Genomic DNA, 26,910 nt, shown 5'->3' on the forward strand with positions numbered 1-26,910 from the left:
GGGCTCGATGGCCCCAGAGTCTGACACGCGTTCATGATCCGGAACGGACTCTCCTCGGAGAGACCGGTCCGTAGGGCTTCCACGGTACCTGAGCCCGCGCCCATACGGTACGTCGCCCGCACCACGCGCCTGGCTGCACGACCCGCGAGGCGCCCTGTCCCCGCTGGTCAACGACGATTTTAACCACTTCCTGGCGGGCGACCCGCCGACGAACGTGAGAGTTCTCTCCAACTGCCCGCCGGCGGGTACCGGAAATCCGTGCGGAAACCCGGCGTTCGGTCAGCGTCCACCCGCCGTTGCCGCATCGTGCATCCGCTGTTCGGCGATCCGGTCGGCCGCCGCGGCAGGCGGAATTCCGTCGTCCTTCGCACGAGCGAATATGGCCAGCGTGGTGTCGAAGATCTTCGCCGCCTTCGCCTTGCACCGGTCGAAGTCGAACCCGTGCAGCTCGTCGGCGACCTGGATGACCCCGCCGGCGTTCACCACGTAGTCCGGCGCGTAGAGGATCCCGCGGTCGGCGAGGTCCTTCTCGACGCCGGGGTGGGCGAGCTGGTTGTTGGCCGCCCCGCACACCACCTTGGCGGTCAGCGCCGGCACCGACGCGTCGCTGAGGGCGCCGCCGAGCGCGCAGGGCGCGTAGATGTCGAGGCCCTCGACGCGGATCAGCGCCTCGGTGTCGGCGGCGACCTGGACCTGCGGGTGCCGGTCGGAGATCCGGCCGACGGCCTCCCGGCGCACGTCGGTGATCACCACCCGGGCGCCCTCCTCCAGCAGGTGCTCCACCAGGTGGTGGCCGACCTTGCCGACACCGGCGATGCCGACGGTACGGCCGCGCAGCGACGGGTCGCCCCACAGGTGCTGGGCGCTGGCCCGCATGCCCTGGTAGACGCCGTACGCGGTGAGCACGGAGGAGTCGCCGGCGCCGCCGTTCTCCGGGGAACGGCCGGTGGTCCAGCGGCACTCGCGGGCCACGACGTCCATGTCGGCGACATACGTGCCGACATCGCAGGCGGTGACGTACCGGCCGCCGAGCGAGGCCACGAACCGCCCGTAGGCGAGCAGCAGCTCCTCGGTCTTGTCGCGCTCGGGGTCCCCGATGATCACGGCCTTGCCGCCGCCGTGGTCCAGACCGGCCATGGCGTTCTTGTACGACATCCCGCGCGCGAGGTTGAGGGCGTCGGCGACGGCCTCCTCCTCGTTCGCGTACGGGTAGAAGCGGGTGCCGCCGAGGGCGGGGCCCAGTGCGGTGGAGTGGATGGCGATGACGGCCTTGAGGCCGCTCTTGCGGTCCTGGCAGAGCACGACCTGCTCGTGACCGCCCTGGTCCGAGTGGAACAGGGTGTGCAGGACGCCGGTGGAAACGTCGGTCACTGTGGTGACTCCCGGTTGTGTTCGCGGCGGGTGGAGACGGGGGGCCTCCGTACGGGTGGCGGGGGCTTGGCATGAGCGTAGAGCTATTGCCTGCCCACCATCCGCGCCGTGTTCAGGATCACTCTCCCGCGTCGTATGTGCACGTATGAGCGTGGGACGATTTGCTGTGGTTTTCGCGGCTGACTGCGGATGGCACCGCAGTGGGTTCCGCTGGTTTCGAGCCCGGTCCGATGGGGAGGGAGCAGGCGTGCCCAAGGTGTCCTCGGTGGTCGTCCCCTACGCGACCTACCTGCGTGTGTACGAGCCGCTGGCCGCCTTCCCGGAGCCCGAGCGCGGCCACTGGACGCGCTACGCCCGCCGCCCCGACCGGCCCTCCTACCAGGACGAACTCCGGCGCGCGCTGGCCGACTTGCTGCCCACCCCGCCGATTCCGGTGCCGGTGCAGGAGAGCGCCGACGCCTTCGTCCTGGAGGTCGACGGTGTCGTGTGCGTGTGCCCGTGGCGGACCCGGCTGCGTGGCTGGCAGGCCCTGCAGGAGCTGTCCGACGAGCTGCCGAACACGGTCCTGGACGCGATGCTGCCCCCGATGGTCCGGCGGCAGGCCACGATGGACTACGAGCGGTGGCTGGTCCGCAACCCCGACTCCCGGCCCTGGATCCGTACCGCGACCTGGCAGGTGCCGCTGAACTGGTTCGTGCTGGTCTCCGACGAGGAGCGCCGGTACGACAAGGGCACCGGCGAGATCCCGCCGATGCTGCGCTACCGCACGCCGATGGTGCAGGCCCGGCGCCGGGTGGCCCGGGCGCTGCGCACGCTCAAGGACGCGATCGACGAAGGGCCGCTGATCGACGGCCTGGTGGACGTCGGCCGCTGGCTGGAGGAGTTCCATCCGCGTTCGCTGGTCGAGCTGGACTACGGCGGCCTGGTGCACGCCGTGCCGGCCGGTGATCTGGAGGACGACCATTCGGCGGCCGACGTGGCGGCCGGCATCGAGGCGCTGCGGCAGGGCGACGGGGCCGCGGCCGGGGCGGCGTACGGGCGGCTGGTGGAGCGGTGGCGGGCGGTGCGGGACCGGCGGTCCGCGAACTGATCACCGGTTTGATCATCGATTTGATCAGCGGTCTGAGTACCGATGCCGACTGATCCGTACTGAGTGTCAGGTCATGTGATGGTGTGACAGTCGGATGACACCTCGGTGACGTATGAGTGCTGAGTGATGTACGTCACGGCCTAGATGCCATGAAACAACGTACGTTGACGGCACTTCAGTGAACGCACGGGACGTAGGTCCCGATCCGGGCTTTTGCGTCAAGGGTGACGGACCGCACTTACACGGCTCTTGCGCCTCTTGCCACTCCTCGTGCCAAAATAGGACAAGGAGTCCGGGGAGGGCTCCTTCCGTCCACTTGTGGTGCACTGTGGGCGGAATCTCAGCATTGCACTCGCTTTGGGGGGTCTGACGACTCCTGATCGCCATGTGACTGATCGTCACAGTGGCGTGACTGTCCGCTATGGCATGGTCCATCGGCTTCCGCGGCTGATGACTACCTGGGAGGGCAATTCCATCGGTTTGGCCGACGCGGCTGGACGGATGGTGTAGTTGTAGTGCCGAGGACAAGCCGTTCGTCCTATAACCGACTCGACTCGCGTCCGCCATTTCGGGCAACGCGGGTCAAGGTGCAGAATTTAGAGGAAAGAACCGAGAAGGTTCGGTTCTCCCGAGGAGGCCGCTCATGACCGCTCGCACCCCTGATGCCGAGCCGCTGCTGACCCCGGCTGAGGTCGCCACGATGTTCCGCGTCGACCCCAAGACGGTCACGCGGTGGGCGAAGGCCGGCAAGCTCACGTCGATCCGCACGCTGGGCGGACACCGACGCTACCGCGAGGCTGAGGTCCGCGCCCTGCTCGCGGGTATCCCGCAGCAGCGCAGCGAGGCCTGACCAACTGAATAGCGGGCAAACCGACCGGTCCCCCAACTGGCCGAGACGCCCGAAACCCTAGCTCCGAGCGACGCGGGCCCTGCCCCAACGGGACCCACGCCCAGGCCGACAGAACTTCTCAGGCAGCGACACAGGGTGCGTCGTAGATCGCGCTGGACTCCGCCGGGTCCAGCGCGATCTTTTTTGTGCGTCCATGGGGCTTGATCGACCGTGACCGACGGGTCTGTGAGCAGCCTTGTCGGAGTCTGGGGAGGCCTGTCGGATCTGCTGTGGATGTGTCCGGAGAGGGGCCGGGGGGAGGTCGCGAGCGGGCCGCGGGAGGTGTCCCAGGGTGGTGCAATTGCACATATTAAATTGACTTGTTGTAGGCGGGGTGTAAGTACCGTTGTTTCAGGAACTCATGCGGTGACTCCCGTCACATACCGCACGTGTTGTTTGTACTGGGGCGGGTGCGCTAAGGGAGCCGGAGGCTCCACCGCCCCACGCAGGAACGGCCGTTGGGCCCGGCGCCGCTCACGCGCCGACGGGACCCTCGTCCTCCGCGGCATCCTCGGGGGCCTCTGCGGAGTACGGGGCGGAGTCCATGGCCAGCCGCAGCAGCCGGTGGCAGACCGGGCAGTGACGGGTCAGGTGCCGGTACGACGAGGCGGCCGCCAGATGGGCCCGCAGCAGGGCTCGCGTCTCATGCCGCACCGAAGCCGCCATGCGCCACCTCCAGAAGGGGGGCCGAGGGGAAGCGAGCCCTGTCTTCTGGGTACCGACCGAATGTGACCCCGTCAAGAGCCGACCCCCGCTACCCGGCCAAGAGCCGGTGGACCCGGCACCGCCGGCCCGGCGTCGTCGTGGTGGCTCGCCGTCGCGGCGGAGGTGGAGGTGGAGGTGGAGGTGCCCCCTGAGGCCGTGGGGTGCGGAAAGGGCCCGCTTCCCTCGCGGGGCGCGGGCCTCTTCGTTGTGCGGTCCTGACGGGATTCGCCGCATCCGATCGCGGCTGCGCCGCGGGCGCGGCCTCCGCCTCGGCGGGGTGGCGGGCGGCGGGGTCGTCGGGGGTGACATGCGAAAGGCCCGCTCCCCTAAGGGATGCGGGCCTCGGCATTATGCGGTCCTGACGGGATTTGAACCCGCGGCCTCCACCTTGACAGGGTGGCGAGCACTCCAAACTGCTCCACAGGACCAGGTTTTGCGGCACTTTGTCTGCGCTGTGCTGCGAGAAGGACTGTACAGGAGGGTGAGGGTCCTGGTCGAACTCACGCAGCGTGCGCGGTCGGTTACGGTACTGCCGAGTCGATCGCCTTCACGATCCGCTTGTCGGAGATCGGATACGCCGTGCCCAGCGCGTGCGCGAAGTAGCTGACCCGGAGCTCCTCCAGCATCCAGCGGATGTCCAGCACCTGCTGCGGCACCGGCCGCCCCTTGGGGAGCTGTTCCAGGAGCCAGGCGTACTCGTCCTGCATCTCGTGGACCTTCTCCATCCGGGTGGTGTCCCGCTGGACGTTGGTCGGCATCTGCTGGAGGCGCCGGTCGGCGGCCACCAGATAGCGCATGAGGTCGGGAAGCCGTCGTATACCGGCCCACGTCACGAAGCCCGGCTTCACCAGGGCGTCCAGCTGCTTGCGGACGTCCGTCAGGTTTGCCAGCAGCGCAGGGCTGCTCACGGCCTTCAGACGGCGCTCACAGGCCTGCCAGGCGGCCAGCACCTGCTGCACCTGCCCGACCGTACGGACCGTCGTGTCGACGATCTCCGCGCGCACCTTGTCGTACAGCTTCCGGTACGACTCCTCGTCCCACGCCGGCCCCCCGAAGTCCCCGATCAGCTTGTCCGCCGCCGCCATCGCGCAGTCGTCGAACAGGGCCTGGATCGTGCCGTGCGGGTTGGCGGACAGCGCCAGCTTCTGCGCGTTGGTGAGCTTGTCCGAGGCGAACTTCGCGGGATTGACCGGGATGTTGCGCAGGATCAGCCTGCGCGTGCCCTTCCACATCGCCTCGGCCTGCTCCTCCTCGGTGTCGAAGAGGCGGACCGAGACCGTGTCGCCGTCGTCGACGAGCGCCGGATACGCCTTCACCGGCTGGCCGGCCCGGCGGGTCTCGAAGACGCGGGTGAGCGCGCCGATCGACCAGTCCGTGAGGCCCTTGCGCTCCAGCGACTCGCCGCCCTCGCGCTCCGCGGTGGCCGCGGCGGCCTGCGAGATGGCCTGACGGGCCTTCGGCTTCAGCCGGAGCTTCAGCGCCTCCAGGTCCTTGTCCTCGGCCAGCTTCCGGCGCCGTTCGTCGACGATCCGGAAGGTGATCTTCAGATGGTCCGGCAGCTTCGCCCAGTCGAAGTCCTCGGCCTCGAAGGGCACCCCGACCATCCGCTTCAGCTCGCGGGCCATGGTCGTGGTCAGGGGCTCCTGGAGAGACTCTGTCCGATTGCGCCCCTCCGGGGACGACGCCGTGTCCAGGAAGCGCTTGGCGAAGTTCGGCGCCGGGACGTAGTTGCGGCGGATCGGCTTGGGCAGGGACCGGATCAGCTCCGTGACGACCTCTTCCCTGAGGCCCGGGATCTGCCAGTCGAAGCCCTCGTCCCTGACCTGGTTGAGGACCTGGAGCGGGATGTGCAGGGTCACACCGTCGGCATCCGCGCCCGGCTCGAACTGGTACGTCACCCGGAACGTGAGCTGCCCCTGCCGCCAGGAGTCCGGGTAGTCGGCCTTGGTGACCGCCTCCGCCGACTCCCGGATCAGCATCTCCCGCTCGAAGTCGAGGAACTCCGGCTGCTCCTGCCGCTTGTGCTTCCACCAGGAGTCGAAGTGGGCGCCGGAGACGACGTGTTCGGGCACCCGCTGCTCGTAGAAGTCGAAGAGCGTGTCGTCGTCCACGACGATGTCCCGGCGCCGGGCCCGGTGCTCCAGCTCCTCGACCTCGCTGAGGAGTCTGCGGTTGTCGGCGAAGAACTTGTGGTGGGTCCGCCAGTCGCCCTCGACCAGTGCGTTGCGAATGAAAAGCTCGCGGCTGGTCTCCGGGTCGATCCGGCCGTAGTTGACCTTCCGCTGGGCGACGATCGGCACGCCGTACAGCGTGACCTTCTCGTACGCCAGCACGGCCGCCTGGTCCTTCTCCCAGTGCGGTTCGCTGTACGTCCGCTTCAGGAGGTGCTCGGCGAGGGGTTCCACCCACTCCGGCTCGATCTTCGCGTTGACCCGGGCCCAGAGACGGGAGGTCTCGACGAGCTCCGCCGACATCACGAACCGGGGAGTCTTCTTGAACAGCGCCGAGCCGGGGAAGATCGCGAACTTGGCGCTGCGGGCGCCGAGGTACTCGTTCTTCGCGCCGTCCTTCACGTCCTTCATGCCGATGTGCGACAGCAGCCCGGCGAGGAGTGAGACGTGCACGCGGTCGCCGGGGGCGTCCTCCTCGTTGAGGTGGATGCCCATCTGCTTGGCGACCGTGCGCAGCTGCGTGTAGATGTCCTGCCACTCCCGGATGCGCAGGAAGTTCAGGTACTCCTGCTTGCACATCCGCCGGAACGAACTGGAGCCGCGCTCCTTCTGCTGCTCCCTGACGTACTTCCACAGGTTGAGGAAGGCGAGGAAGTCGCTGGTCTCGTCGCGGAAGCGGGCGTGCTGCTGGTCGGCCTGGGTCTGCTTGTCGGCCGGGCGTTCACGCGGGTCCTGGATGGAGAGCGCGGCGGCGATGACCATGACCTCGCGGACACAGCCGTTCTTGTCGGCCTCCAGGACCATGCGCGCCAGACGCGGGTCGACGGGCAGCTGGGCGAGCTTGCGGCCGGAGTCGGTGAGCCGCTTGCGGGCGTCCTTCTCGTCCGGGTTCAGGGCGCCCAGTTCCTGGAGCAGCTGCACACCGTCGCGGATGTTGCGGTGGTCCGGCGGGTCGATGAAGGGGAACTTCTCGATGTCGCCGAGGCCGGCCGCGGTCATCTGCAGGATGACGGAGGCGAGGTTGGTCCGCAGGATCTCGGCGTCGGTGAACTCCGGGCGGGCGAGGAAGTCGTCCTCGTCGTACAGCCGGATGCAGACACCGTCGCTGGTACGGCCGCAGCGGCCCTTGCGCTGGTTGGCGCTGGCCTGGCTGATCGGTTCGATGGGCAGCCGCTGCACCTTGGTGCGGTGGCTGTAGCGGCTGATCCGGGCGAAGCCGGGGTCGATGACGTACTTGATCCCGGGGACGGTCAGCGAGGTCTCGGCGACGTTGGTGGCCAGAACGATCCTGCGACCGGTGTGCTGCTGGAAGACGCGGTGCTGCTCGGCGTGCGAGAGCCGGGCGTACAGCGGCAGCACCTCGGTGAAGCGGTAGTTCTTCTTCTCCAGCGCGTCCGCGGTGTCCCGGATCTCCCGCTCTCCCGAGAGGAAGACGAGGATGTCGCCCTTGCCCTCGGTTTGGAGCTCCTCGACCGCGTCGCAGATGGCGGTGATCTGGTCGCGGTCGGCGTCCTCGGCGTCCTCTTCGAGGAGGGGCCGGTACCGCACCTCCACGGGGTACGTCCGGCCGCTGACCTCGACGATCGGGGCGTCCCCGAAGTGCCGGGAGAACCGATCGGGGTCGATGGTCGCGGAGGTGATGACGACCTTCAGGTCCGGCCGCTTGGGCAGCAGCTGGGCCAGGTAGCCGAGCAGGAAGTCGATGTTGAGGGACCGCTCGTGGGCCTCGTCGATGATGATCGTGTCGTAGGCGCGCAGCTCGCGGTCGGTCTGGATCTCGGCGAGCAGGATGCCGTCCGTCATCAGCTTGACGAAGGTGGCGTCCGGGTTCACCTGGTCGGTGAAGCGGACCTTCCAGCCGACGGCCTCCCCGAGGGGCGTGTGCAGCTCCTCGGCGACCCGCTCGGCGACGGTGCGGGCGGCGATCCGGCGGGGCTGGGTGTGCCCGATCATTCCCCGGACACCGCGCCCGAGCTCCAGACAGATCTTCGGGATCTGCGTGGTCTTGCCGGAACCGGTCTCGCCGGCGACGATCACGACCTGGTGATCGCGTATCGCCTCGGCGATCTCGTCCTTCTTCTGACTGACGGGCAGCTGCTCGGGGTACGAGACGGCGGGCACGACGGCGCGTCGGCCGGCCATCCGTTCCTCGGCCCTGGCCACCTCGGCCTCGATCTCCGCGAGGACGGCGGCCCGGGCCTCCGGTTTACGGATCTTGCGTGCACCTTCCAGCCTGCGCCCGAGCCGGTGCGCGTCGCGCAGCGAAAGCTCGGTCAGGCGGGGGGCGAGAGCGCCGAGGGCGGGGGCGGGATGCGTAGACATACGCGGTCCAGGATCTCACCTCGGGGAAATTCGTGGCGAACGCTTTTGCCTCCGGCGGTTCGGCCGGGGTTGGCCCACTGGCTCCACCGGCCCTGCCGGGCGGGCGGGGTGGCAGCGGAGGGGCCCCGGAGGGGCCGACGTCGGGGCGGTGAGGCGGTGCGGAGGCGGGGTCGTGGTCGGGGCGGCGAGGCGCTGCGGAGGCGGTCGTGGTCGGGGTGGAGGCGGGGGGTTCGGGGTGCTTGTGGGCGGCTACTGGGCGCGCTGCGTGGGAGGGGTGGCCGTGGCGGTGGGCTCGGTGGCAGCGGGCTCGGTGGTGGCAGCGGTGGGCGCGGTGGGGGTGGGGGCGACCGGAGTCGGTGGGGCGGTGGGGGTGGTGTGGGCGGTGGGGGCCGAGGCGGCGGCCATTGACTTTGCCGTGTTGGACACCGCCTTGATCCCCAGGTAGGCCGTGGTCATGCTGCTCACGGCGGTGAAGGCGGCGGAGAGCACGCCGATGATCACCGACGTGTCGCCGCTCAGCCGCCAGACTCCGAAGACCGCGACTCCGGCGATCGCGAGGTTGCTGATGACGACGGCGAGCATGCCGTATCTCGCGCGGACCTTCTCCAGCTGTATGTCCTGGTCCCGGCTCATCTTCCCCACCCTGACGACGTCTTGACCCGCCAGAACCTAGCGCCGAGCGGCCCCGCCGCCAAGGAGATCAGGTCAGCCCGCCGGGAAGAGGTCGTAGTCGCCCAGTAGGTCGGCACAGACGTCCACCGGGCCGGTGCCGGCGTTGTAGAGGTCGATCACGCCGTCGGTGCCGACCTTGACCAGCGCGCGGTTGGCCGCGGTGTGTCCCTTGGTGAAGTTCAGGGAGTACACGCCGGGGCGCGGGGTGCCGTCGGCGTAGGCGACGAGGTAGCCGTTGCCGGACGGGGAGGGCACCGTGAGGTTCAGGTCGGCGGCGGTCACTCCGGTCGCCGGGACGCCGTGGGCGCCGGTGACCTTGAGCTTGAGGGTGGCGTGGGCGGCGATCCTGGCGACCTTGCCGGTGCCGGTTCCGGTACGGGTGTTGAGGATGCGGGCGGGAGTGGTGGGCAGGAACTCCGAGCCGCCCGCGGTGGTGCCGTACCAGCCGACGAGGTCCGCGACGAGGTGCGCCGACCCCTTGCCGGCGTTGCGCAGGACGACCTTGCCGTCCCTCAGGGGGAGCACGATCTGGGCGGAGGCGGTCTGCCCGATGGTCCAGTACGGGCCGGTCAGGCTGGAGTCGGTGGTGCCGTGCGTGGAGAGGACGAGGCTGCCGGACGACTTGGTGGTGGTCGCGGTGACGTCGAGGACCACCGCCTGCGCTCCCGCCGGGACGCCGTGGGCGCCGGCGACCGTGAGCGTGACCGAGTGGTTGCCGGCCACCGGACCGGTGACGCCGCCGGTGTGGTTGCGGGTGTCGAGCAGACGGACCGGTGTGGCCGGGTGGTAGGTGGCGGCGTACTGGGCGTGCGTCTGGAGGCCGACGGTCGCGACATTGACCGTCACCGCGCCGGAACTGTTGTTGTAGACGTCGACCGCACCGGTCGGGGTGACCTTCACGGTCGCCTCGTTGAGGGCCGTCCTGCCCTTCTCGAAGGCGATGGTGGAGGTGCCGGGTCGGGTGGTGCCGGCGGTGTAGAGGGTGAGCGAGCCGTTCGCCTTGGCGCCGGTGGTGACGATCTGGAGCTGGGCGGCGTCGACCCCGTTGGAGTCGGCGCGCAGGGTGGCCGCCGACAGCTTCAGGACCCCGTGGGCGGCGATCGTCTTCTCGGTGTCGTACGCCGGGTCCGTCGCGACGAAGGTGTCCGCGGCGTGGAAGGTCGTTCTGGCGGTGGTGGTGCGGCCGAACCGGTCGGTTTGCGTGAGGGTGGCGGTGTAGGTGCCGGGGGCCGGGTACTGGTGGAGCGGCTGCTCGGTGTTGACGGCCAGGTTCTGCTGAGTGCCGTCGCCGAAACTCAGGGTGCGCGAGGCGATCTCCCACGAGTCCACCGGCTCTGGGGCGGTGAACTGCGCGGATCCCGCGTTGACCGACCCGGTCGCGGTGTCGGGGGCCATGGACAGGGAGGCGGGCGGCGGGGCGGTCGTACCCGCCACCACCCAGCCGTACGACGTGCTCCGGCTGTTCCCGTCGGTGTCGGTGAACGTGAAGAGGGGGGTGTGCAGACCCGGCGTGGTGTAGGTGTGGGTGATCGGGGTGCCCGCGGGGCCGTGGGCCGGGGCGCTGCCGTCCCCGAAGTCGATCGAGTAGGTGAGGGCCTCGCCCCAGGAAGTGGTGGCGTCGGTCTTCATCGAGGTGTCGAACGGAGCGATGCCCTGCGTGGGCGAGGGGTCGTCGGCGGACGGGATGTCGATGGTGTCCTGCCGCTCGATGGCGCCCCGGTCCGGGTGGGTCGTGGTGCCGGTGTCGGTGACCAGCCGGTCGTCGACCCGCGGGCGGCCCACGTAGTCGGTGGTGAGTTCGCCGGGCGCGGTGGCGTCGGCCGAGTCGATGAGGGGGGAGTGCTCCACGGGCGTCCCGAGGTATGCGCTGACCCTGTCGATGTCGTGCGTGCCCTGCCCGGTGGCGTCCCGGAACGCCGCGCTGGTGGCGTAGGAGGTGCCGGCCCAGGAGTACTCGGTGCGTGCGGGGGCGGAAGGAGCCGCGTCGTTCGCCGCCACGTTGTAGTCGCTGGTGACCTGGCCGGCGGAGTCGGGCGACACGGTGTACAGCGGAGCCGTCGGAGCCGGGCACGTGCTGCTCTGCGGCGACCCCGTGGAGACGGCCACGTTGTTCTCCACCACCCCGGAGCTTCCGCCGTCCATCGAGATTCCGGTGGCACACGGCGCCCATACCGTGTTGCTCGTCACGTCCGCGCCGGTCGCGCCCGTCACCGCGATCCCGCCCTGCCGCATGGTGGTGATCACGTCGGTCGTCACGGTGACCTGGCTCGCTCCGGCCCGCACACGCACGCCGTACGCGCTGCCGGGACCGATCCAGTTCCGTGACACGGTCACGTTCGAGGAGGTGCCGTCCACGTCGACCGCGCTCCCCGTGGCGGGGGCCGACGGCGCGGGGCGGTTGATCACGAGCCGGTCGAGGGTCACGTGGTCGGACCCGGTCACCGCCACCGCGTCCGCGCCCTCGTCGCTGAGGGGCAGCGATTCGACGCGTACGTCGTGCACGCCCTTCAGTGTCAGCGCAGGTGCGGAGGCGGACCCGGTGAGCGACGCTTGCGGACCGTTCGGGAGGAGAGGTTCCCCTGTGAACGTGATCGGCGCGTCGCTGGTCCCCGACCGGGTGAGGGTCACCTCCGGGTACGGGTCGTTGGCGAATCCCAGGATCCGGACCGTGTCGCCCGGCTCGACCACATCGGCGGCGGCCTGCACCGAACAGAAGGGCCGGCTCTCCGTTCCCGCGCCGCTGTCGCTGCACGCCTGGCTGTTGTGGTTCACGTACAGCGTCCCGCCCGACCCCGGATCGGCCACGGCCGGCCCGGTCCCCCAGCCGCTCATCACCCCCGCCACGGCGATCACGGCGAGGGACAGCCCGACGGCGGGGCGGGGTCTGTGCATGAGGTCTCCACGGAGCGTTCGCGGGTGCGGTCACGAGAACGCCGGAGGGGGGTGAACAGCCAGGGGAATACGACCGGTTGGGGCCCCGGAACGGTTCAGCTCAGCGTTGGCATGCAGCCGTCATGATCTCAGTCCGACCTCAAAGGAACGCCATGTTCCGCTCTGATCTTGCCCAAACCGGAGCCGGTCGGCAGAGCGCTGTCAGGCTGCACACATGAGCGGGAGGGTCTTTCGGTACATGGTGCCGCTGTGGCTGGTGCTGGGACTGATACCGACCGTGCTGTTCGTAGTGCTGGCCGGCATGTCGACGGGGCCATGCGGCATGAAAGCCGTGCGGTATGAAAGCCGTGGGGCATGAAAACAGCCCCTCCGGAGATCCGGAAGGGCTGTTTGTTGTGGCTGGGGCCGGGGTCGAACCGGCGACCTATCGCTTTTCAGGCGATCGCTCGTACCAACTGAGCTACCCAGCCACGAGGTTTCACGTGAAACCCCAGCGGTCCTGACGGGATTTGAACCCGCGGCCTCCACCTTGACAGGGTGGCGAGCACTCCAAACTGCTCCACAGGACCAAGCTTGCGTGCAACAGTGTCGCACACGATCTTGCGTGCCCCCAACGGGATTCGAACCCGTGCTACCGCCTTGAAAGGGCGGCGTCCTAGGCCGCTAGACGATGAGGGCTATCGGCCCGCCTGGGCGCTTCTCAGCGCGTCGGGGACGTGAGAAGCATATGGGATGGCGGGGAGTATCGCCAAAACGGTTTACGACCCCGAGGGCGACGGCGTTTCCGGTGTGCCTCCTGAGGGTGACGGGCTCTCCGAGGGGGAGGGGGCGGCTCCCGGCAACGCGTCTTCCGGTAGGTGGCGGCTGACCTCGGCCGTCGTCTCGCCCAGACCGCCCAGCCTGATCTCGTCCCAGGCCTGGAGCCGGCGGGTGCCGCGGTCGAAGTAGAGGATCGAGGCCTCGATGGGGTCCGGGTACTTGCCCTCGACCGCGCGCAGACCGCTGCCGCCCGTGGAGCCCTCCACCCGAAGGCGGGTGCCGTGCGGCAGGATCTCGGTCTGTTCGTGATGGAGATGGCCCGCCAGGACCAGGGGCACCTCGCCGTCCGTCATCCGGGCGGCCGTCGGCTCATGGACGATGGCCACATCCACCGGAGTGTCGGCCGCCCGCTGCTCCCGCAGGGCCGTGGCCAGACGGTCCCCGGCCTGTTCCTCGGCCGCGTCCCCGCCCGGCACGCCCGAGCGGTCGGGCGTGAACTGGGGATCACCGATCCCGGCGAAGCGCAGCCCGGCGATCGTCTCGGCACGGCCGTCGTCCAGGACGTGCACGTTCTTGATCCGGGACAGATAGCGCTGGGTGATGCCCGAGTCGTGGTTGCCCCGGACCCAGACGTACGGCACGCCCAGATCGGCGATCGGGTCCAGGAAGCCGTTCTCGGCCGCCGTGCCGTGGTCCATGGTGTCGCCGGAGTCCACGATCACGTTCACCTTGTACTGCTCCACCAGCGAGGCGATGATCTTCCAGCTCGCCGGGTTGAGGTGGATGTCGGAGACGTGCAGGACGCGCAGGGTGCTCGGGTCCGGCGCGTAGGCGGGGAGCGTGGAGGTGGCGTCGTACAGCTTCGTCACATTGGTCACCAGTCGGGCCAACTCCTTCTGGTAGACATCGAATTCGGTGACGATGCTGCGTGCGTTGCCGACCAGGGCGGGGGCGGAGGAGAGCAGGCCGGAGAACCTCGGTTCCAGGACCGACTTGGGGTTCCAGGTGGCGTACGCGGTCACGCCGGAGGCGGCCAGCAGGGCGAGGGCGAGACCGCCGGCGGTCAGGGCGCGGCGCGGGCGGCGGTAGACGGCCAGGCCGAGGGCGGTGGCGCCGCAGACGACGGCCACGCAGGAGCGTACGGCCAGGTCGACGGTGCCGTGCGCGACGTCCAGGGCGACCTCGTCCTGGAGGCCGGAGAGGCGCTCGGGGTGGTCGACCAGCGCCTGGGAGCGGACCGGGTCGAGCTGGTCGACGTTGACGTCCAGGCGGACGGGTGCGGTGTGGGTGTCCAGGTAGAGGGCGCCCAGCGGGGAGACGTTGATCTTCGTGCCGCCGTGCAGGGACGGGCGCAGGGTCATCGTCGTGTCCATCGGGCCGACCTGGGCCCGGACGTTCCCGACGACCAGCAGGCCGAGCCAGGCGCCGACGAGCACGACGGTTATCAGGCCGAGGATGCGGATCCAGACGGGCGGTGCGTGCGCATCGGGGGCGAGTTCCAGGTCGGGCAGGCGGGCATGGGCTCGGGCTCGGACGCGGGCCATTGGTGCCGTATGCCCAGGATTGCGGGCGCGTATGCGACGGTGCGCCGCCCGTATGTCGGGGCTCGCGACTCTCGTACGGGCGTTCCGTACCGGACAATGGGTCTGTGCTGGAGATGACGCGCGAGGAGTTCGAGGAACTGGTCGCCGAGTCGCTCGACCGGATCCCGCCGGAGCTGACCCGGCTGATGGACAACGTGGCGGTGTTCGTCGAGGACGAGCCCGACGATCCGTCCGACCCCGAGCTGCTCGGGCTCTACGAGGGGACTCCGCTGACCGACCGCGGGGAGTGGTACGCGGGCGTGCTGCCGGACCGGATCACCATCTACCGCGGGCCGACGCTGCGGATGTGCGCGTCGCGTGAGGAGGTCGTCGCGGAGACCGAGGTGACCGTGGTGCACGAGATCGCCCATCACTTCGGCATCGACGACGCGCGGCTGCATGCGCTGGGGTACGGGTGACGGGAGCGGCGGGTCCGGCGTGCGCCCCGGGGCGCGGGTGATGCCCCGGTGTGGGTGACGCCTCGGTTGCGTGTCCTCTTGTGGGCGGCGGGAGTTGGGGAGGTTGACTCCTTTCTTCGCCCCCGGAGGTGGCCGCCGTGCGCCCCTTGTACGTACCCGTCCGTCTGGCCGTCACCGTGATGGCCGTCGCGGCCGCCGCCGGCTGTGTGAACGTCGGGGACGACGCGGGGAAGGCCAAGCCGTCGCACTCCGCCGGGCACCGGGACGGTGGCGAGGCCGACGGAGGTTCCGGGGCGGCCGGCGAGGGCGGTGCGGGGTACGGCGGTGCGGTGGGCGACGGGAAGCGGGGGCACGGGGGGAAGCCGAAGCCGGGGGAGTCCGGGTCGGCGTCCGCCAAGCCGACGAAGGGCGCGAGTGCGGGGCCGACGGTGCCGGTGAAGCCGGGGCAGAGTGCGGCGCCGGGGGTGCCGGCCGGGCCGACGGGGGCGCCGGCGTCGCCCACGCCGCCGGCGGCCTCCCCCACGCCACCGCCGGACTCGCCGACACCGCCACCGCCGGTCACGGACCCGCCGTCCGCCGAGCCGTCCTCCTCGGCCCACGAGGACACGGGGCCGCAGCTGGTGCAACGAGAACCGGCGCCGGAGGCGGGAACGCCGGCGTAGGTTGCCGCCGGCCTTCAGCGCAACGGTGGGTTCGCCACGACGAGCGACGGTTTGGCCTTCGCCACGACGAGCGCGGGCGGGTCCGGCGCGACGGGCGAGGGTGGGTCCGGCACCGCCGGAGAGCGCCGTGGGGGCCGAGCGCCGTCGCGGCGGTCAAAAAATGGGGCGACGGCGGAGGAAGAGCTGAGGGAGAAGCGGCCGGGGGAAGAGGGGTGAGGGGTGGGGGATGGGGTGTGTGAGCTGCGGGTTTAGGGGGCGGTTTGCCTTGAGGGGTGTTGGGTGCGTATGGTGGTAGATCGTTTGATCCCATTTGCCCGGCGCCACCGCAGAGCGCGCCGTGTGGCGCGTACTCTCCCTTGCCGTGGCGGACCGCATTGAGGCGGTCGTGAGCGAATCACGGAGTTGACGGGCGCGTGCCGAAGAGACTCCGGAAGGTTTCGCATTCGCATGTCCGTGTCCAGTACTGATCAGTTCGTCGTGTCCGAGAACAACGAGGACAACGAACTGGTGACCTTGGTCTCCGAGGAGACCGCTGACACCACCGACACCACCACCGACACCCCTCAGGTCACCTTCGCCGACCTCGGTCTCCCCGAGGGCGTCGTGCGCAAGCTCGCGCAGAACGGTGTGACCACCCCCTTCCCGATCCAGGCCGCGACCATCCCGGACGCCCTGCTCGGCAAGGACATCCTCGGCCGTGGCCGCACCGGCTCCGGCAAGACCCTCTCCTTCGGTCTGCCCACCCTGGCCACGCTGGCCGGCGGCCGTACCGAGAAGAAGCGGCCCCGCGCCGTCATCCTCACCCCGACCCGTGAGCTGGCCATGCAGGTCGCGGACGCCCTTCAGCCGTACGGCGACGTCCTCGGCCTGAAGATGAAGGTCGTCTGCGGCGGTACGTCCATGGGCAACCAGATCTACGCCCTGGAGCGCGGCGTCGACATCCTCGTCGCCACCCCCGGCCGTCTCCGCGACATCATCAACCGCGGCGCCTGCTCCCTCGAGGACGTGCAGATCGCCGTCCTCGACGAGGCCGACCAGATGTCCGACCTGGGCTTCCTGCCCGAGGTCACGGAGCTGCTCGACCAGGTCCCGGCCGGCGGCCAGCGCATGCTGTTCTCGGCCACGATGGAGAACGAGATCTCCACGCTGGTCAAGCGCTACCTGACCGACCCGGTCACCCACGAGGTCGACAGCGCCCAGGGCAACGTCACGACGATGTCCCACCACATCCTCATCGTGAAGCCCAAGGACAAGGCGCCGGTCACCGCCGCGATCGCCTCCCGCAAGGGCCGCACGATCATCTTCGTCCGCACCCAGCTGGGCGCCGACCGCATCGCCGAGCAGCTGCGCGACGCCGGTGTGAAGGCCGACGCGCTGCACGGCGGCATGACGCAGGGCGCCCGTACGCGGACGCTGGCGGACTTCAAGGAGGGTTACGTCAACGCGCTCGTCGCGACCGACGTGGCCGCCCGCGGTATCCACGTCGACGGCATCGACCTGGTCCTGAACGTGGACCCGGCCGGCGACCACAAGGACTACCTGCACCGCGCGGGCCGTACGGCGCGTGCCGGCCGTACCGGAACCGTCGTCTCCCTCTCCCTGCCGCACCAGCGCCGGCAGATCTTCCGGCTGATGGAGGACGCGGGCGTCGACGCCGGCCGTCACATCATCAACTCCGGTACGGCCTTCGAGCCCGAGGTCGCCGAGATCACCGGCGCCCGTTCGATGACCGAGGTCCAGGCCGAGTCCGCGGGCAACGCGGCGCAGCAGGCCGAGCGTGAGGTCACTCAGCTCACCAAGGAGCTGGAGCGGGCCACCCGCCGTGCGGCCGAGCTGCGCGAGGAGGCCGACCGTCTGGTCGCCCGTGCCGCCCGCGAGCGTGGCGAGGACCCGGAGACCGCGGTGGCCGAGGCCGCTGCCGTGGCCGAGGCCGTTGCCGAGGCCGAGGTGGCGGAGCAGCCGGCCGTCGAGACGCCGGCCCGCCAGGAGTCCTCCTCGTACGAGCGTCCGCGTCAGCAGCGCGACGAGCGGGGCAACTACGAGCGCCGTGACCGTCGTGACGAGCGTCCTTCCGGTGGCTTCCGCCGTGACGACCGTCGTGACGGTGACCGTGGTGGCCGTTCCTTCGAGCGTCGTGACGACCGTCCGTCGGGTGGTTTCCGCCGGGACGACCGTCGTGACGGCGGCGACCGTGGCGGCTTCCGCCGCGACGACCGTCCGTCGGGCGGCTTCCGCCGGGATGACCGCCGTGACGACCGCGGTGCCCGTTCCTTCGACCGTCGTGACGAGCGTCCCTCCGGTGGCTTCCGCCGGGACGACCGCCGTGACGACCGTCGTGACGGTGACCGTGGTGGCCGTTCCTTCGAGCGTCGTGACGACCGTCCGTCGGGTGGTTTCCGCCAGGACGACCGTCGTGACGGCGGCGACCGTGGCGGCTTCCGCCGCGACGACCGTCCGTCCGGCCACCGGGGCAGCGACCGCCCCTTCAACCGCGACCACCGCGACGACCGTCCGGGCTTCCGCAGCGGCGGCCACGACCGCCCCTACGGACGCCGTGACGACCACCGCGGCACCGGCTCCGGCTCCGGTTCCTTCGGCCGCCGCGACGACAAGCCGCGCTGGAAGCGCAACGGCTGACACCGAGTGAGCTGAGGAAGGGCCCGTACGACGACCTGTCGTACGGGCCCTTCGCTGTGACGCGTCCGGAAGGGCGGGGCGCGAACCTGTCAAGCGACTGTAAGATCAGCGCACTTATGTGACGGGTGAGCAGGCCGGGGGGCCGAGGGCGCCGGAGTGAGCGGCGTCGAACCCGTCTCCATCCCTGGGGAGGGACTCTTCGTGGTGCGTCATGCCCCTGCACGCCTGCGCCTCATCGCCGCGACCGCCGTACTGGCGGCAGCCCTGAGCCCACTGCTGCCGACCGCGTCGGCGACGGCCGACACCGCGCAGGAGACGGTCGTACCGCCGACGCTGCGCGGCACGTACACGTCCGGGGCGCTCTACGGGAAGTCGACGTACGGCGGCCACGACGGCGCCGGTGACCAGGGCGTGTTCCACAGTCTGGAGGGCGCGGGGCTGGTCTGGACGCGCTACTCCACCGGCGTCTCGGTGCCGGTGGTCCACCCGGCCGGCTACACCGGTTACTCGACCGCCGGCGGTGACGTCCTCGCGTACAGGTACGCCGACGGCCGGGTCGGCCTCTGGAACGCGGCCGACGGCTCCACCCGGACGATCCGCACGCCCGAGGGGCTTTCGCTGCTCACGGCCTACGCCGACCTGGCGGTCGCCTACCGGCAGGTGCCGGACGGGAACGGCTCGGCGACCCGCGAGATGCATCTGCTGCTTCCGCAGGACGACGGCAGCACGCGGGACGTGCCGGTGACCGGGGTGCCCGACGGATACGTCCTCGGTCAGCCCAAGGGCGGTGACGCGGACGGGCTGCTCTTCCTCGCCGGACGGGCGGGCGGCGGCTCGTACACCGCGGTCATGGTCGACCGGCACACGGGCCAGGTGCGGGCCTGGACCCCGCCCGCCGCCAAGGTCTACCTCAACGCGCAGGTCACCCCCGACCATGTCGTCCTCTTCAACACGAACGACCCGACGGTCCAGGTCTACTCCCGCACCGACCTGTCCGCCGCCCCGGTCGCGGTGACGCTGGCCGGCGGCGGCACGCTGCCCGCGACGGGCCTCGCGGTCGTCGGTGACTGGCTGCTGACCCAGCCCGGTACGGCGGTGATCGCCCAGCCGATCGCCGGCGGCCCCGCGAGGACCCTGCTGCCCGCGTCGAACGGCGGCATCGCCGCCGCCTCCGACGGCGGTGCCCTGGCGGTGGGCCGCACCGGAGCCGCCGCGGACGACTGGGGGGTCCAGCGCATCCAGCCGGGTCCGGACGGCGAGCCGACGGTGACCCAGGTCAAGGCGCTGCCCAAGCCGCCGTACAAGATCCAGGGGCTGTCCCTGGACCAGGGGACGCTGGTCGACGGCGACGCGAGTGTCCTCGAAGTCCGGGACGCCTTCGCCCGGACCGTCGCCGCGACCGGGACGCCGACGTTCGGGGCGCGCACCTCGCTCGACGGGATCACCACCCGGCTGGGCACCTGCGCGGAGACGGACCTCGGCTGCTCGCAGCTGTTCGGCATGCCGGGCGGGCGGGTCGCGTCGCTCCAGCGCGGTGCGAGCGGGTCGGACCGGATCACGGTCGCCGAAGCCCGTCACAACTGGGAGACCCAGGTCCCGGCCGGCGGACGGATCACCGACGCCTCCGGCACCTACCTGATCCACACGACGTCCCAGAAGCAGTCCGTCTACGGGATCGTCGGCGACAGCCTCACCCCGGTCCTCACCCGCACCGCCGGCCCCGCCGCCCTCTCCGGGGACACGCTGTGGACGCCGGGCGCGACCCCCGGCACCGTCACCGCGTACGACCTGACGCAGCGGAAGACGGTCGGGACCGTCACCACCGACGCCGGCTGCGCACCCACCGAACTCCAGGCCCTGGGCCGCTGGCTGTACTGGAACTGCGGCGACAGGGCCGGGGTGTACGACCGTACGGCGAAGAAGTCCGTGTCCGTCCCGGCCGACGAGGCCAAGCTCGGCGACGGGTACGTCGTCACGCACGACAAGGCGGCCGGCAAGCTGGTGCTGACGGCCGTCGCCGACGGGACCCCCGTCAGCCGGGTGATCGGCGAGCTGCCCGACACCGGGGTCTCGCAGCGGGACGTGCGCTGGACGGTCGACGAGTCCGGCGCCAACGCGGCTTATGTGGACGCCAGGGAGCAGGTGCGCCTCGTGCCGTCCGGGGTGGCCCAGCAGCCGCTGCGGCTGCTCTCGTCCGCGCCGAGCGCGACGATCGTCGCCCCGCGCACGGCCGACACGACGCCGGACACGCTGACGAGCGTGCTGTTGTCGAAGCCGGCGTCCGGCTGGAAGCTCACCGTGCGTTCCAAGGCGACCGGCGAGGTCGTCGACGCGGCGGACGGCGGTGAGACGCGAGGCGCGCTGACGGTGGGCTGGTCCGCGATGGACCGTAAGGCGCCCGGGGATGTGCCGGTGGCGAACGGGGCGTACGAGTGGACGCTGTCCGTCACCCCCGCCGACGGCGCCGGGGCGCCGCTCCAGATGACCGGCTCGGTGCGGGTCAAGATGGGGACTGTGGTGCGGCACGACCACGTGGGCGCCGATGGCTTCGGTGATCTGCTCACGCTCAACTCCTCGGGCACGATGACCTTCCAGAAGGGGACGGGCAAGGGCGGTTTCGCCGGGAAGGTCTCCGGGAACGGCTGGTCGACGAAAACGGTCGCCGTGCCGTTCGGTGACCTGAGCGGGGACCGCTGCGACGATGTACTGGTGCGCCTGCCCAGCGGTGAGCTGCGCGCCTATTTGCCCGACTGCGGCGCGGCACTCACCCCGTCGACGGGGTCCTGGAGCCTCGGCACGAGCGGCTGGAACCAGTACGACGTCCTCACCTCGCCCGGCGACCTGAACAAGGACGGCCGCCCCGACCTGATCGCCCGCAACTCCGCGACCGGCGCGGTGTACCTGTACAAGACGACGAGCACGGCCAAGCTCTCCGCCCGCGTGAAGCTGTACGACAACTGGAAGACGTACAAGAAGGTCGTCGGCGCCGGGGACCTCAACGGTGACGGGGTCGGGGACCTGGTCGCGCAGGACAAGGCGAACAACCTGTACCGGTACTACGGCACCGGCAAGGGCGGCTTCGGCGGCCGGGTGAAGATCGCCACCGGGTGGGGCTCGTCGTACAACGCGGTCGTGGGCGTCGGCGACATCACCGGGGACGGCAAGAACGACCTGGTCATGCGGGACACCGCGGGCAACCTGTACCGGCAGACCGGGTCCGGCAAGGGGACGTTCGCGGCCCGGGTGAAGATCGGGACGGGCTGGCAGGGCTACAAGGGCCTCTTCTAGACCTGTTTCCGGCGGGTTCCAGCGCGTTTTCAGCCATGCTGTGACGCATGTCACGCCCCTGGCGGGGGAATCGCTGGGGGCATGACAGATGACGCGATAGGCAAAGCGACCTCCGACGAGGAGCGGCTGGCCCAGCTCGGCTACACCCAGGTCCTGGCCCGCCGTATGTCGGCCTTCTCGAACTACGCGGTCTCCTTCACGATCATCTCGGTCCTCTCCGGCTGCCTCACCCTCTACCTCTTCGGCATGATCACCGGCGGTCCCGCGGTGATCACCTGGGGCTGGGTGGCCGTGGGCCTGATGACCCTCTTCGTAGGCCTCTCCATGGCCGAGATCTGCTCCGCCTATCCCACCTCGGCGGGCCTCTACTTCTGGGCCCACCGCCTGGCCCCGCCGCGCAGCGCGGCCGCCTGGGCGTGGTTCACGGGCTGGTTCAACGTGCTCGGCCAGGTGGCGGTGACCGCGGGCATCGACTTCGGCGCCGCGTCCTTCCTGGGCGCCTACCTGAACCTGCAGTTCGACTTCACCGTCACCCCCGGCCGCACGATCCTCCTCTTCGCCGCGATCCTGCTCCTGCACGGCCTGCTGAACACCTTCGGCGTCCGCATCGTCGCCCTGCTCAACAGCGTGAGCGTGTGGTGGCACGTCGTCGGTGTCGCGGTCATCGTCGGCGCGCTGACCTTCGTCCCCGACCACCACCAGTCGGCGTCCTTCGTCTTCACGAAGTTCGTCAACGGGACGGGCTGGAGCAGCGGCCCCTACGTCGTCCTGCTCGGCCTTCTGATGGCCCAGTACACCTTCACCGGGTACGACGCCTCGGCGCACATGACGGAGGAGACGCACGACGCGTCGACGGCGGGCCCGCGGGGCATCGTCCGTTCGATCTGGACGTCGTGGATCGCCGGCTTCGTCCTGCTCCTCGGCTTCACCTTCGCCATCCAGTCGTACGACAAGGAACTGAGCTCCCCGACGGGGGCACCGCCGGCGCAGATCCTGCTGGACGCGCTCGGCGCGACGACCGGCAAGCTCCTGCTCCTCGTCGTCATCGGCGCCCAACTCTTCTGCGGAATGGCGTCGGTCACGGCCAACAGCCGCATGATCTACGCGTTCTCCCGCGACGGCGCGCTCCCCTTCTCCCGTATCTGGCACACGGTCAGCCCGCGCACCCGCACCCCCGTCGCGGCGGTCTGGCTCGCGGCCCTCGCCGCGCTCGCCCTGGGCCTCCCGTACCTGATCAACTACACGGCCTACGCCGCCGTGACGTCGATCGCGGTGATCGGGCTGTACGTGGCGTACGTGATCCCGACGCTGCTGCGGATCAGGAAGGGCGCCGCGTTCGAACGCGGGCCGTGGCATCTGGGCCGCTGGTCGGGGGTGATCGGCGTGGTCTCGGTGGCCTGGGTCGGTGTCATCACCGTCCTTTTCATGCTCCCGCAGGTCTCCCCGGTCACCTGGAAGTCCTTCAACTACGCCCCGGTGGCCGTCCTCGCGGTGCTCGGCTTCGCCGCGATCTGGTGGCAGGTCTCGGCCCGGCACTGGTTCCTCCACCCGGACAGAGCACGCCACGAGGACACCGCCAAACTGGTCGATCTCTGACGCTCCGGGCCACTTCTGCCTCATGACGCGGCCGCGACCCCGATACCCGATCGGCGACACGGCTCCGTCCGGCTATGCTCGGGGAGGCAACATCGCCTGGGCCGTTAGCTCAATTGGCAGAGCAGTGGACTTTTAATCCATTGGTTGTGGGTTCGAGTCCCACACGGCCTACGGGTGGTGGGCGGGGGATATGGCCCCTGACCTGCTGTGCAGCGCCTGAGTCGACTTCGGTCGGGTCGGGCGCTGCTGCGTTGTCGGGTGCCATCGTGCGCGACGCGGAGACGTGGCGCAGGTCCCGCAGGGTAATGCTGTTCTCGCTGCTGTTCGCTGTGTCGAGCTCGGCTCCGTGGGTCACCCTGGCGGTGCCCGCTCTGGTGACGGTTCCCGGCATGCTGGCCCTTGCTCCGCGCCTGCCGAAGTCCTGTGGCGGGCGTTCGGCCCCGGGGCAGGTTTCGGCGCAAGTACAGAGTGGCTTCGCCGGTGAGGGGCAGCGATCCGTCGTACACCTCCGATGGGAAAGCCAGGGAGGTAGGTTGAGCAGATGTCCGCTGTGCCCGTGATTCTGTTGCTGTCGGGGAGCCTGCGCGCCGGTTCCACCAATGAGGCCGTGCTGCGCACCGCGCAGGTCGTGGCGCCGTCGGTGCGGGCGTGTGCCGTCATGTACGACGGTCTGGCGGAGCTTCCGCACTTCAACCCGGATGACAACACCGACCCGTTGCCGCCCCCTGTGGCGCGGCTGCGGGCGGCGATCGAGGGGGCGCACGGAATCCTGATCTGCACCCCGGAGTACGCCGGAACCCTGCCGGGTTCGTTCAAGAACCTGCTGGACTGGACGGTCGGTGGTACCGAGATCTGCGACAAGCCGGTGGCCTGGGTCAACGCGGCGGCGCCCGGCCGCGGCCAGGGCGCGGAGGCCACGCTACGAGCGGTTCTGGGCTACACCGGCGCCGACATCGTGGAGTCGGCCTGCGTGAAGGCCCCGGTGGACCGGCGGACGGTCGGCGCGGACGGCCTCATCGACGACGCGGAGGTCCGCCGTCAACTCGGCGACGCGTTGAACCTGTTGGCGGCGACCGGCGAACAGGCCCCAGTGGCAGACCTGGCGTGACTCCTGGTCTTGGTCAGGCTTCCGAGGAAGGACCACGCCGTGCCGCACACGCTGAACCTGTGGCGTCGGCAGCTCGGAAAAGTACCCGCGTCGGTCTGGCAGGACCCCGACCTCCAGGTGCTGATCCTCGCGGACAACGGGCTCACCGACCTCCCGCCCGAGATCGGACGACTGCACCGGCTGGCCACCCTGGACCTCGGCCACAACCACCTCACCTCGGTGCCCGCCGAACTGGGTGATCTGGCCGACCTCACAGGTTTCCTCTACCTGCACGACAACAAGCTGTCGGAGATCCCGGACGCATTGGGAAGCCTGACTCGGCTGCGCTACCTCAATATCGGCGAGAACGTCCTCACCGCCCTGCCCGAGGCCATCGGCCGTATGGCCGCCCTGATCGAACTCCGGGCACAGCACAACCGACTCACCTCGCTGCCTGACAGCGTCGGAGACCTACGCAACCTGCGCGAACTCTGGCTGCGGGGCAACGCGGTCGAAAGCCTGCCGCCATCCATGGCCGACCTCCGCGAACTGCGCCATCTCGACCTGCGGGAGAACACCCTCACCGAACTCCCGGAGGTGCTGGCCGGCCTGTCCCGACTGCGCCAACTCGACGTACGCAGCAACCACCTCACGCGGCTGCCGGACTGGGTCGCCGACATGCCCGCGCTGGAGAAGCTGGACTTGCGGTGGAACGACTGTGAGCCGCTTCCGTCGCTGCTGACCGAACTGGAGCGGCGGGGGTGCGTCGTCCTCTTGTAGAGCGAAAGCCACTGGCGGAGGGTGGGAAAGCCGGCGGCGGGTTGAGGGCGACGCACCACCGTTCGGGGCAATCGCCGTCGGCGCGTGGCTGGATGCGGACCATGGGCCCATGGGTCTTGGTCGGTGGGTTCGCGGAAGGGTGCCGGGGCGATACCCGGAGTGGTACCGCGAGCGGCGCTCCTGGGAACTCGGTGAGGACGCCCGTGCCACGGTCCGTAAACTCCGGGCCCTGGTCAGCGAGCGCAGGCACGTGGTGGAGGCGTCCGGCAGGCCGGACGGCCAGGCGATTCTGGGTGCGGCCGACGAGGAGATCGACTGCGCGGAGCAGACCCTGACCTTCGACGAGCATCGCCGGGCTCCGCTCGGGTCACATGTCACCGCGGCGCAGCTCCACTTGAACACCGCACGCCTGCTCTGGTTGAAGTCGTTCCTCTCGTCCCCCGCCGAGGTGGCTCCCTATCTTCCGGGACTCCTCGCCGTGGTCAGAGAACACCTGGCACGCGACGACCCACGCAGGGTTGCCACGGAAGTCGTGATGGAGAAGTACGCCCACCGGCGGGCCATCGACGAGACGGATCTGGTCGTCGTCCTCGAAGCCGTGGATGTCGCGTACAGCGTGACCTTGCGTGAGAAGCTCCGTGCGGGCAGTTTCGTGCGCATCGTCTGTGGGGTGGCCGCCTTTCTGTTCGTCCTGGCGGCAGGGGTGGCAGTACTGACGGCTTTCTTCCCGGACTCCGTTCCGCTGTGCTTCAACCCCTCACGGCAGAGTGCTCAGCCTGCCACTGATTCGAAGGTCCCTTATGTGATCGTCTGCCCCACGGCCAGTCAGGGCTCTCTCGACTCCACCGAACTCGACCAGAACTTCGCTGCCGTCACGTCATGGGGCGACTACGTCGTCGTGGAGATCGTCGGCCTGGTCGCCGCCGGAGTCGCGGCCGCGTCAGCGCTGCGGAATATCAGGGGTACCTCGACTACCTATCCGGTGCCGGTCGCCCTCGCGGCCTTGAAGCTCCCCGCGGGTGCCCTCACCGCCGTGCTCGGCCTTCTCCTCATGCGGGGCGGCTTCGTGCCGGGGCTCACCGCGCTGGATTCCTCGGCCCAGATCATCGCCTGGGCCGTCATCTTCGGATACTCCCAGGAACTCTTCACCAAATGGGTCGACCGGCAGGGCCAAAGGGTCCTGGAGTCGGTACGTGGTCCCCTGGATCCTCCGACCGCCGCCGGCCGCACGACCGTCGTCCCCGCAGCAGGGCCTGCACCCCGTGCCGGACCAGCAGGGTCCCGCTCGGCCGACGAAGAGGCCGAAGGGTGATCACTCGGTCAGAACGGCGGGTACGTGGAGTTTGTCCCAGGAATTCCTGCCCGGAATGCCGTCCGCGTCCTTGCCCGAGAATCCCAGCTTCTGCTGCCACTTGACGTAGGAGGCCCGGTCGGCGTCGCTCCAATGATCGTCGGGGCCGCCGGGGTAGGCCGAGCAGTGCTCCTCGATGAGGCGGTTGCCCATGGCCTCGATGATCGGGCTGGCCGTGTCCGGCACGAAGAAGTCGGCACCCGGGAAGGGCTGGTACTCGCCGGAGGACTCCGGTGCGGAGACGCGGACCCGCTGGCCTATCTGAATCACGTTCGGATTGGTGATCTCCGGATTCCACTTCAGGATCTGGTCCAGCGTCAGACCGTATGTGGCGGCAATCTTGTTCAGGTTGTCGCCTTTCTTTACTACGTAGAATTTCGTTGCTGTCTCACTCATATGGCCCACTTTAATAGGGCCTTGATGATGCGCAAATGCAGAGTCATTTGGGATTCAGCTATTTACGCATCAACTGCTCGGCGGGGTTCGATGCCGGGGCGGTAGTCGCAGCTGTCTGCACAGTTTCGCGCATGGTCGGCTGCCGGCGGATGTGGTGATGGTCTGCGGATCGGGCGGCTGTCGGACGGAACCCGGGGACGGGTTTCGCCCTCTTCGAGGTCGGCTGCCTCGCGTCGTACA

At 69.8% G+C, this 26,910-nt stretch carries 17 protein-coding genes and 5 tRNA genes; 11 read left to right on the top strand and 11 right to left on the bottom strand.

Annotation, left to right across the window (positions count from 1 at the left end):
- Positions 1-279: 279 nt before the first annotated feature.
- A complete protein-coding gene (locus ACFWXC_RS41390) occupies positions 280-1,371 on the bottom strand; it encodes a Leu/Phe/Val dehydrogenase (RefSeq protein WP_384487371.1) in 1,092 nt (363 codons plus the stop codon).
- Positions 1,372-1,618: 247 nt separating this feature from the next.
- Between ACFWXC_RS41390 and ACFWXC_RS41395 the strand changes: the two genes are divergently transcribed.
- Both ACFWXC_RS41395 and bldC read left to right on the top strand, forming a co-directional pair.
- Complete coding sequence (locus tag ACFWXC_RS41395; protein ID WP_384487373.1) at positions 1,619-2,461, top strand: hypothetical protein; 843 nt, start codon at positions 1,619-1,621, stop codon at positions 2,459-2,461.
- 643 nt (positions 2,462-3,104) lie between these two features.
- Positions 3,105-3,311 (top strand): developmental transcriptional regulator BldC, encoded by a 207-nt coding sequence (gene bldC / locus ACFWXC_RS41400; protein ID WP_003949541.1) that lies wholly within the window; start codon positions 3,105-3,107, stop codon positions 3,309-3,311.
- A gap of 513 nt (positions 3,312-3,824) precedes the next feature.
- Here bldC and ACFWXC_RS41405 read toward each other — a convergent pair.
- The 9 genes from ACFWXC_RS41405 to ACFWXC_RS41445 form a co-directional block, all read right to left on the bottom strand.
- Positions 3,825-4,016 carry a DUF6274 family protein gene (locus ACFWXC_RS41405; protein WP_384487375.1) on the bottom strand — a complete coding sequence of 64 codons (192 nt, stop codon included), beginning with the start codon at positions 4,014-4,016 and terminating at the stop codon, positions 3,825-3,827.
- 392 nt (positions 4,017-4,408) lie between these two features.
- A tRNA-Asp gene (locus ACFWXC_RS41410) sits at positions 4,409-4,483 on the bottom strand.
- Positions 4,484-4,576: 93 nt separating this feature from the next.
- Positions 4,577-8,548 carry an ATP-dependent RNA helicase HrpA gene (hrpA, locus tag ACFWXC_RS41415; protein ID WP_384487377.1) on the bottom strand — a complete coding sequence of 1,324 codons (3,972 nt, stop codon included), beginning with the start codon at positions 8,546-8,548 and terminating at the stop codon, positions 4,577-4,579.
- A gap of 249 nt (positions 8,549-8,797) precedes the next feature.
- On the bottom strand, positions 8,798-9,181 hold the full coding sequence (locus ACFWXC_RS41420) for a hypothetical protein (RefSeq protein ID WP_384487379.1): 384 nt from the start codon (positions 9,179-9,181) through the stop codon (positions 8,798-8,800).
- Between the two features lie 72 nt (positions 9,182-9,253).
- Positions 9,254-12,112, bottom strand: coding sequence for a PKD domain-containing protein (locus ACFWXC_RS41425; protein ID WP_384487381.1), 2,859 nt, complete (start codon positions 12,110-12,112; stop codon positions 9,254-9,256).
- A 396-nt stretch (positions 12,113-12,508) separates the two neighbouring features.
- Positions 12,509-12,582: transfer RNA gene (locus ACFWXC_RS41430), tRNA-Phe, on the bottom strand.
- A 24-nt stretch (positions 12,583-12,606) separates the two neighbouring features.
- Positions 12,607-12,681, bottom strand: a tRNA-Asp gene (locus ACFWXC_RS41435).
- Positions 12,682-12,717: 36 nt separating this feature from the next.
- Positions 12,718-12,790, bottom strand: a tRNA-Glu gene (locus ACFWXC_RS41440).
- 80 nt (positions 12,791-12,870) lie between these two features.
- Entirely contained in the window at positions 12,871-14,415 is a 1,545-nt protein-coding gene (locus tag ACFWXC_RS41445) for a metallophosphoesterase (protein WP_384487383.1), read from the bottom strand.
- 104 nt (positions 14,416-14,519) lie between these two features.
- Between ACFWXC_RS41445 and ACFWXC_RS41450 the strand changes: the two genes are divergently transcribed.
- The 9 genes from ACFWXC_RS41450 to ACFWXC_RS41490 all read left to right on the top strand — a co-directional run bounded on the left by ACFWXC_RS41450 (position 14,520) and on the right by ACFWXC_RS41490 (position 26,235).
- Positions 14,520-14,873, top strand: coding sequence for a metallopeptidase family protein (locus ACFWXC_RS41450; protein ID WP_351744451.1), 354 nt, complete (start codon positions 14,520-14,522; stop codon positions 14,871-14,873).
- Between the two features lie 137 nt (positions 14,874-15,010).
- Positions 15,011-15,535, top strand: a complete 525-nt coding sequence (locus ACFWXC_RS41455) for a hypothetical protein (protein ID WP_384487385.1) — start codon at positions 15,011-15,013, stop codon at positions 15,533-15,535.
- A gap of 447 nt (positions 15,536-15,982) precedes the next feature.
- The gene (locus ACFWXC_RS41460; protein ID WP_384487387.1) at positions 15,983-18,172 is read left to right on the top strand and encodes a DEAD/DEAH box helicase; all 2,190 of its coding nucleotides are present in this window, start codon (positions 15,983-15,985) and stop codon (positions 18,170-18,172) included.
- 204 nt (positions 18,173-18,376) lie between these two features.
- Complete coding sequence (locus tag ACFWXC_RS41465) at positions 18,377-21,460, top strand: FG-GAP repeat domain-containing protein (RefSeq protein WP_384487389.1); 3,084 nt, start codon at positions 18,377-18,379, stop codon at positions 21,458-21,460.
- Positions 21,461-21,541: 81 nt separating this feature from the next.
- On the top strand, positions 21,542-23,056 hold the full coding sequence (locus ACFWXC_RS41470) for an amino acid permease (protein WP_384487391.1): 1,515 nt from the start codon (positions 21,542-21,544) through the stop codon (positions 23,054-23,056).
- A gap of 98 nt (positions 23,057-23,154) precedes the next feature.
- Positions 23,155-23,227 (top strand) — tRNA-Lys (locus ACFWXC_RS41475).
- 370 nt (positions 23,228-23,597) lie between these two features.
- A complete protein-coding gene (locus ACFWXC_RS41480) occupies positions 23,598-24,164 on the top strand; it encodes an NADPH-dependent FMN reductase (RefSeq protein ID WP_384487393.1) in 567 nt (188 codons plus the stop codon).
- Between the two features lie 39 nt (positions 24,165-24,203).
- The gene (locus ACFWXC_RS41485) at positions 24,204-24,923 is read left to right on the top strand and encodes a leucine-rich repeat domain-containing protein (RefSeq protein ID WP_384487395.1); all 720 of its coding nucleotides are present in this window, start codon (positions 24,204-24,206) and stop codon (positions 24,921-24,923) included.
- A 139-nt stretch (positions 24,924-25,062) separates the two neighbouring features.
- Positions 25,063-26,235, top strand: a complete 1,173-nt coding sequence (locus ACFWXC_RS41490) for a hypothetical protein (protein ID WP_384487397.1) — start codon at positions 25,063-25,065, stop codon at positions 26,233-26,235.
- On the opposite strand, the gene ACFWXC_RS41495 is transcribed toward ACFWXC_RS41490, so the two are convergent.
- On the bottom strand, positions 26,236-26,670 hold the full coding sequence (locus tag ACFWXC_RS41495; protein ID WP_384487399.1) for a peptidoglycan-binding protein: 435 nt from the start codon (positions 26,668-26,670) through the stop codon (positions 26,236-26,238).
- Positions 26,671-26,910: the final 240 nt, after the last annotated feature.

The organism is Streptomyces sp. NPDC058683 (assembly GCF_042716195.1).
In the GTDB taxonomy this organism is placed as follows: Bacteria; Actinomycetota; Actinomycetes; order Streptomycetales; family Streptomycetaceae; genus Streptomyces.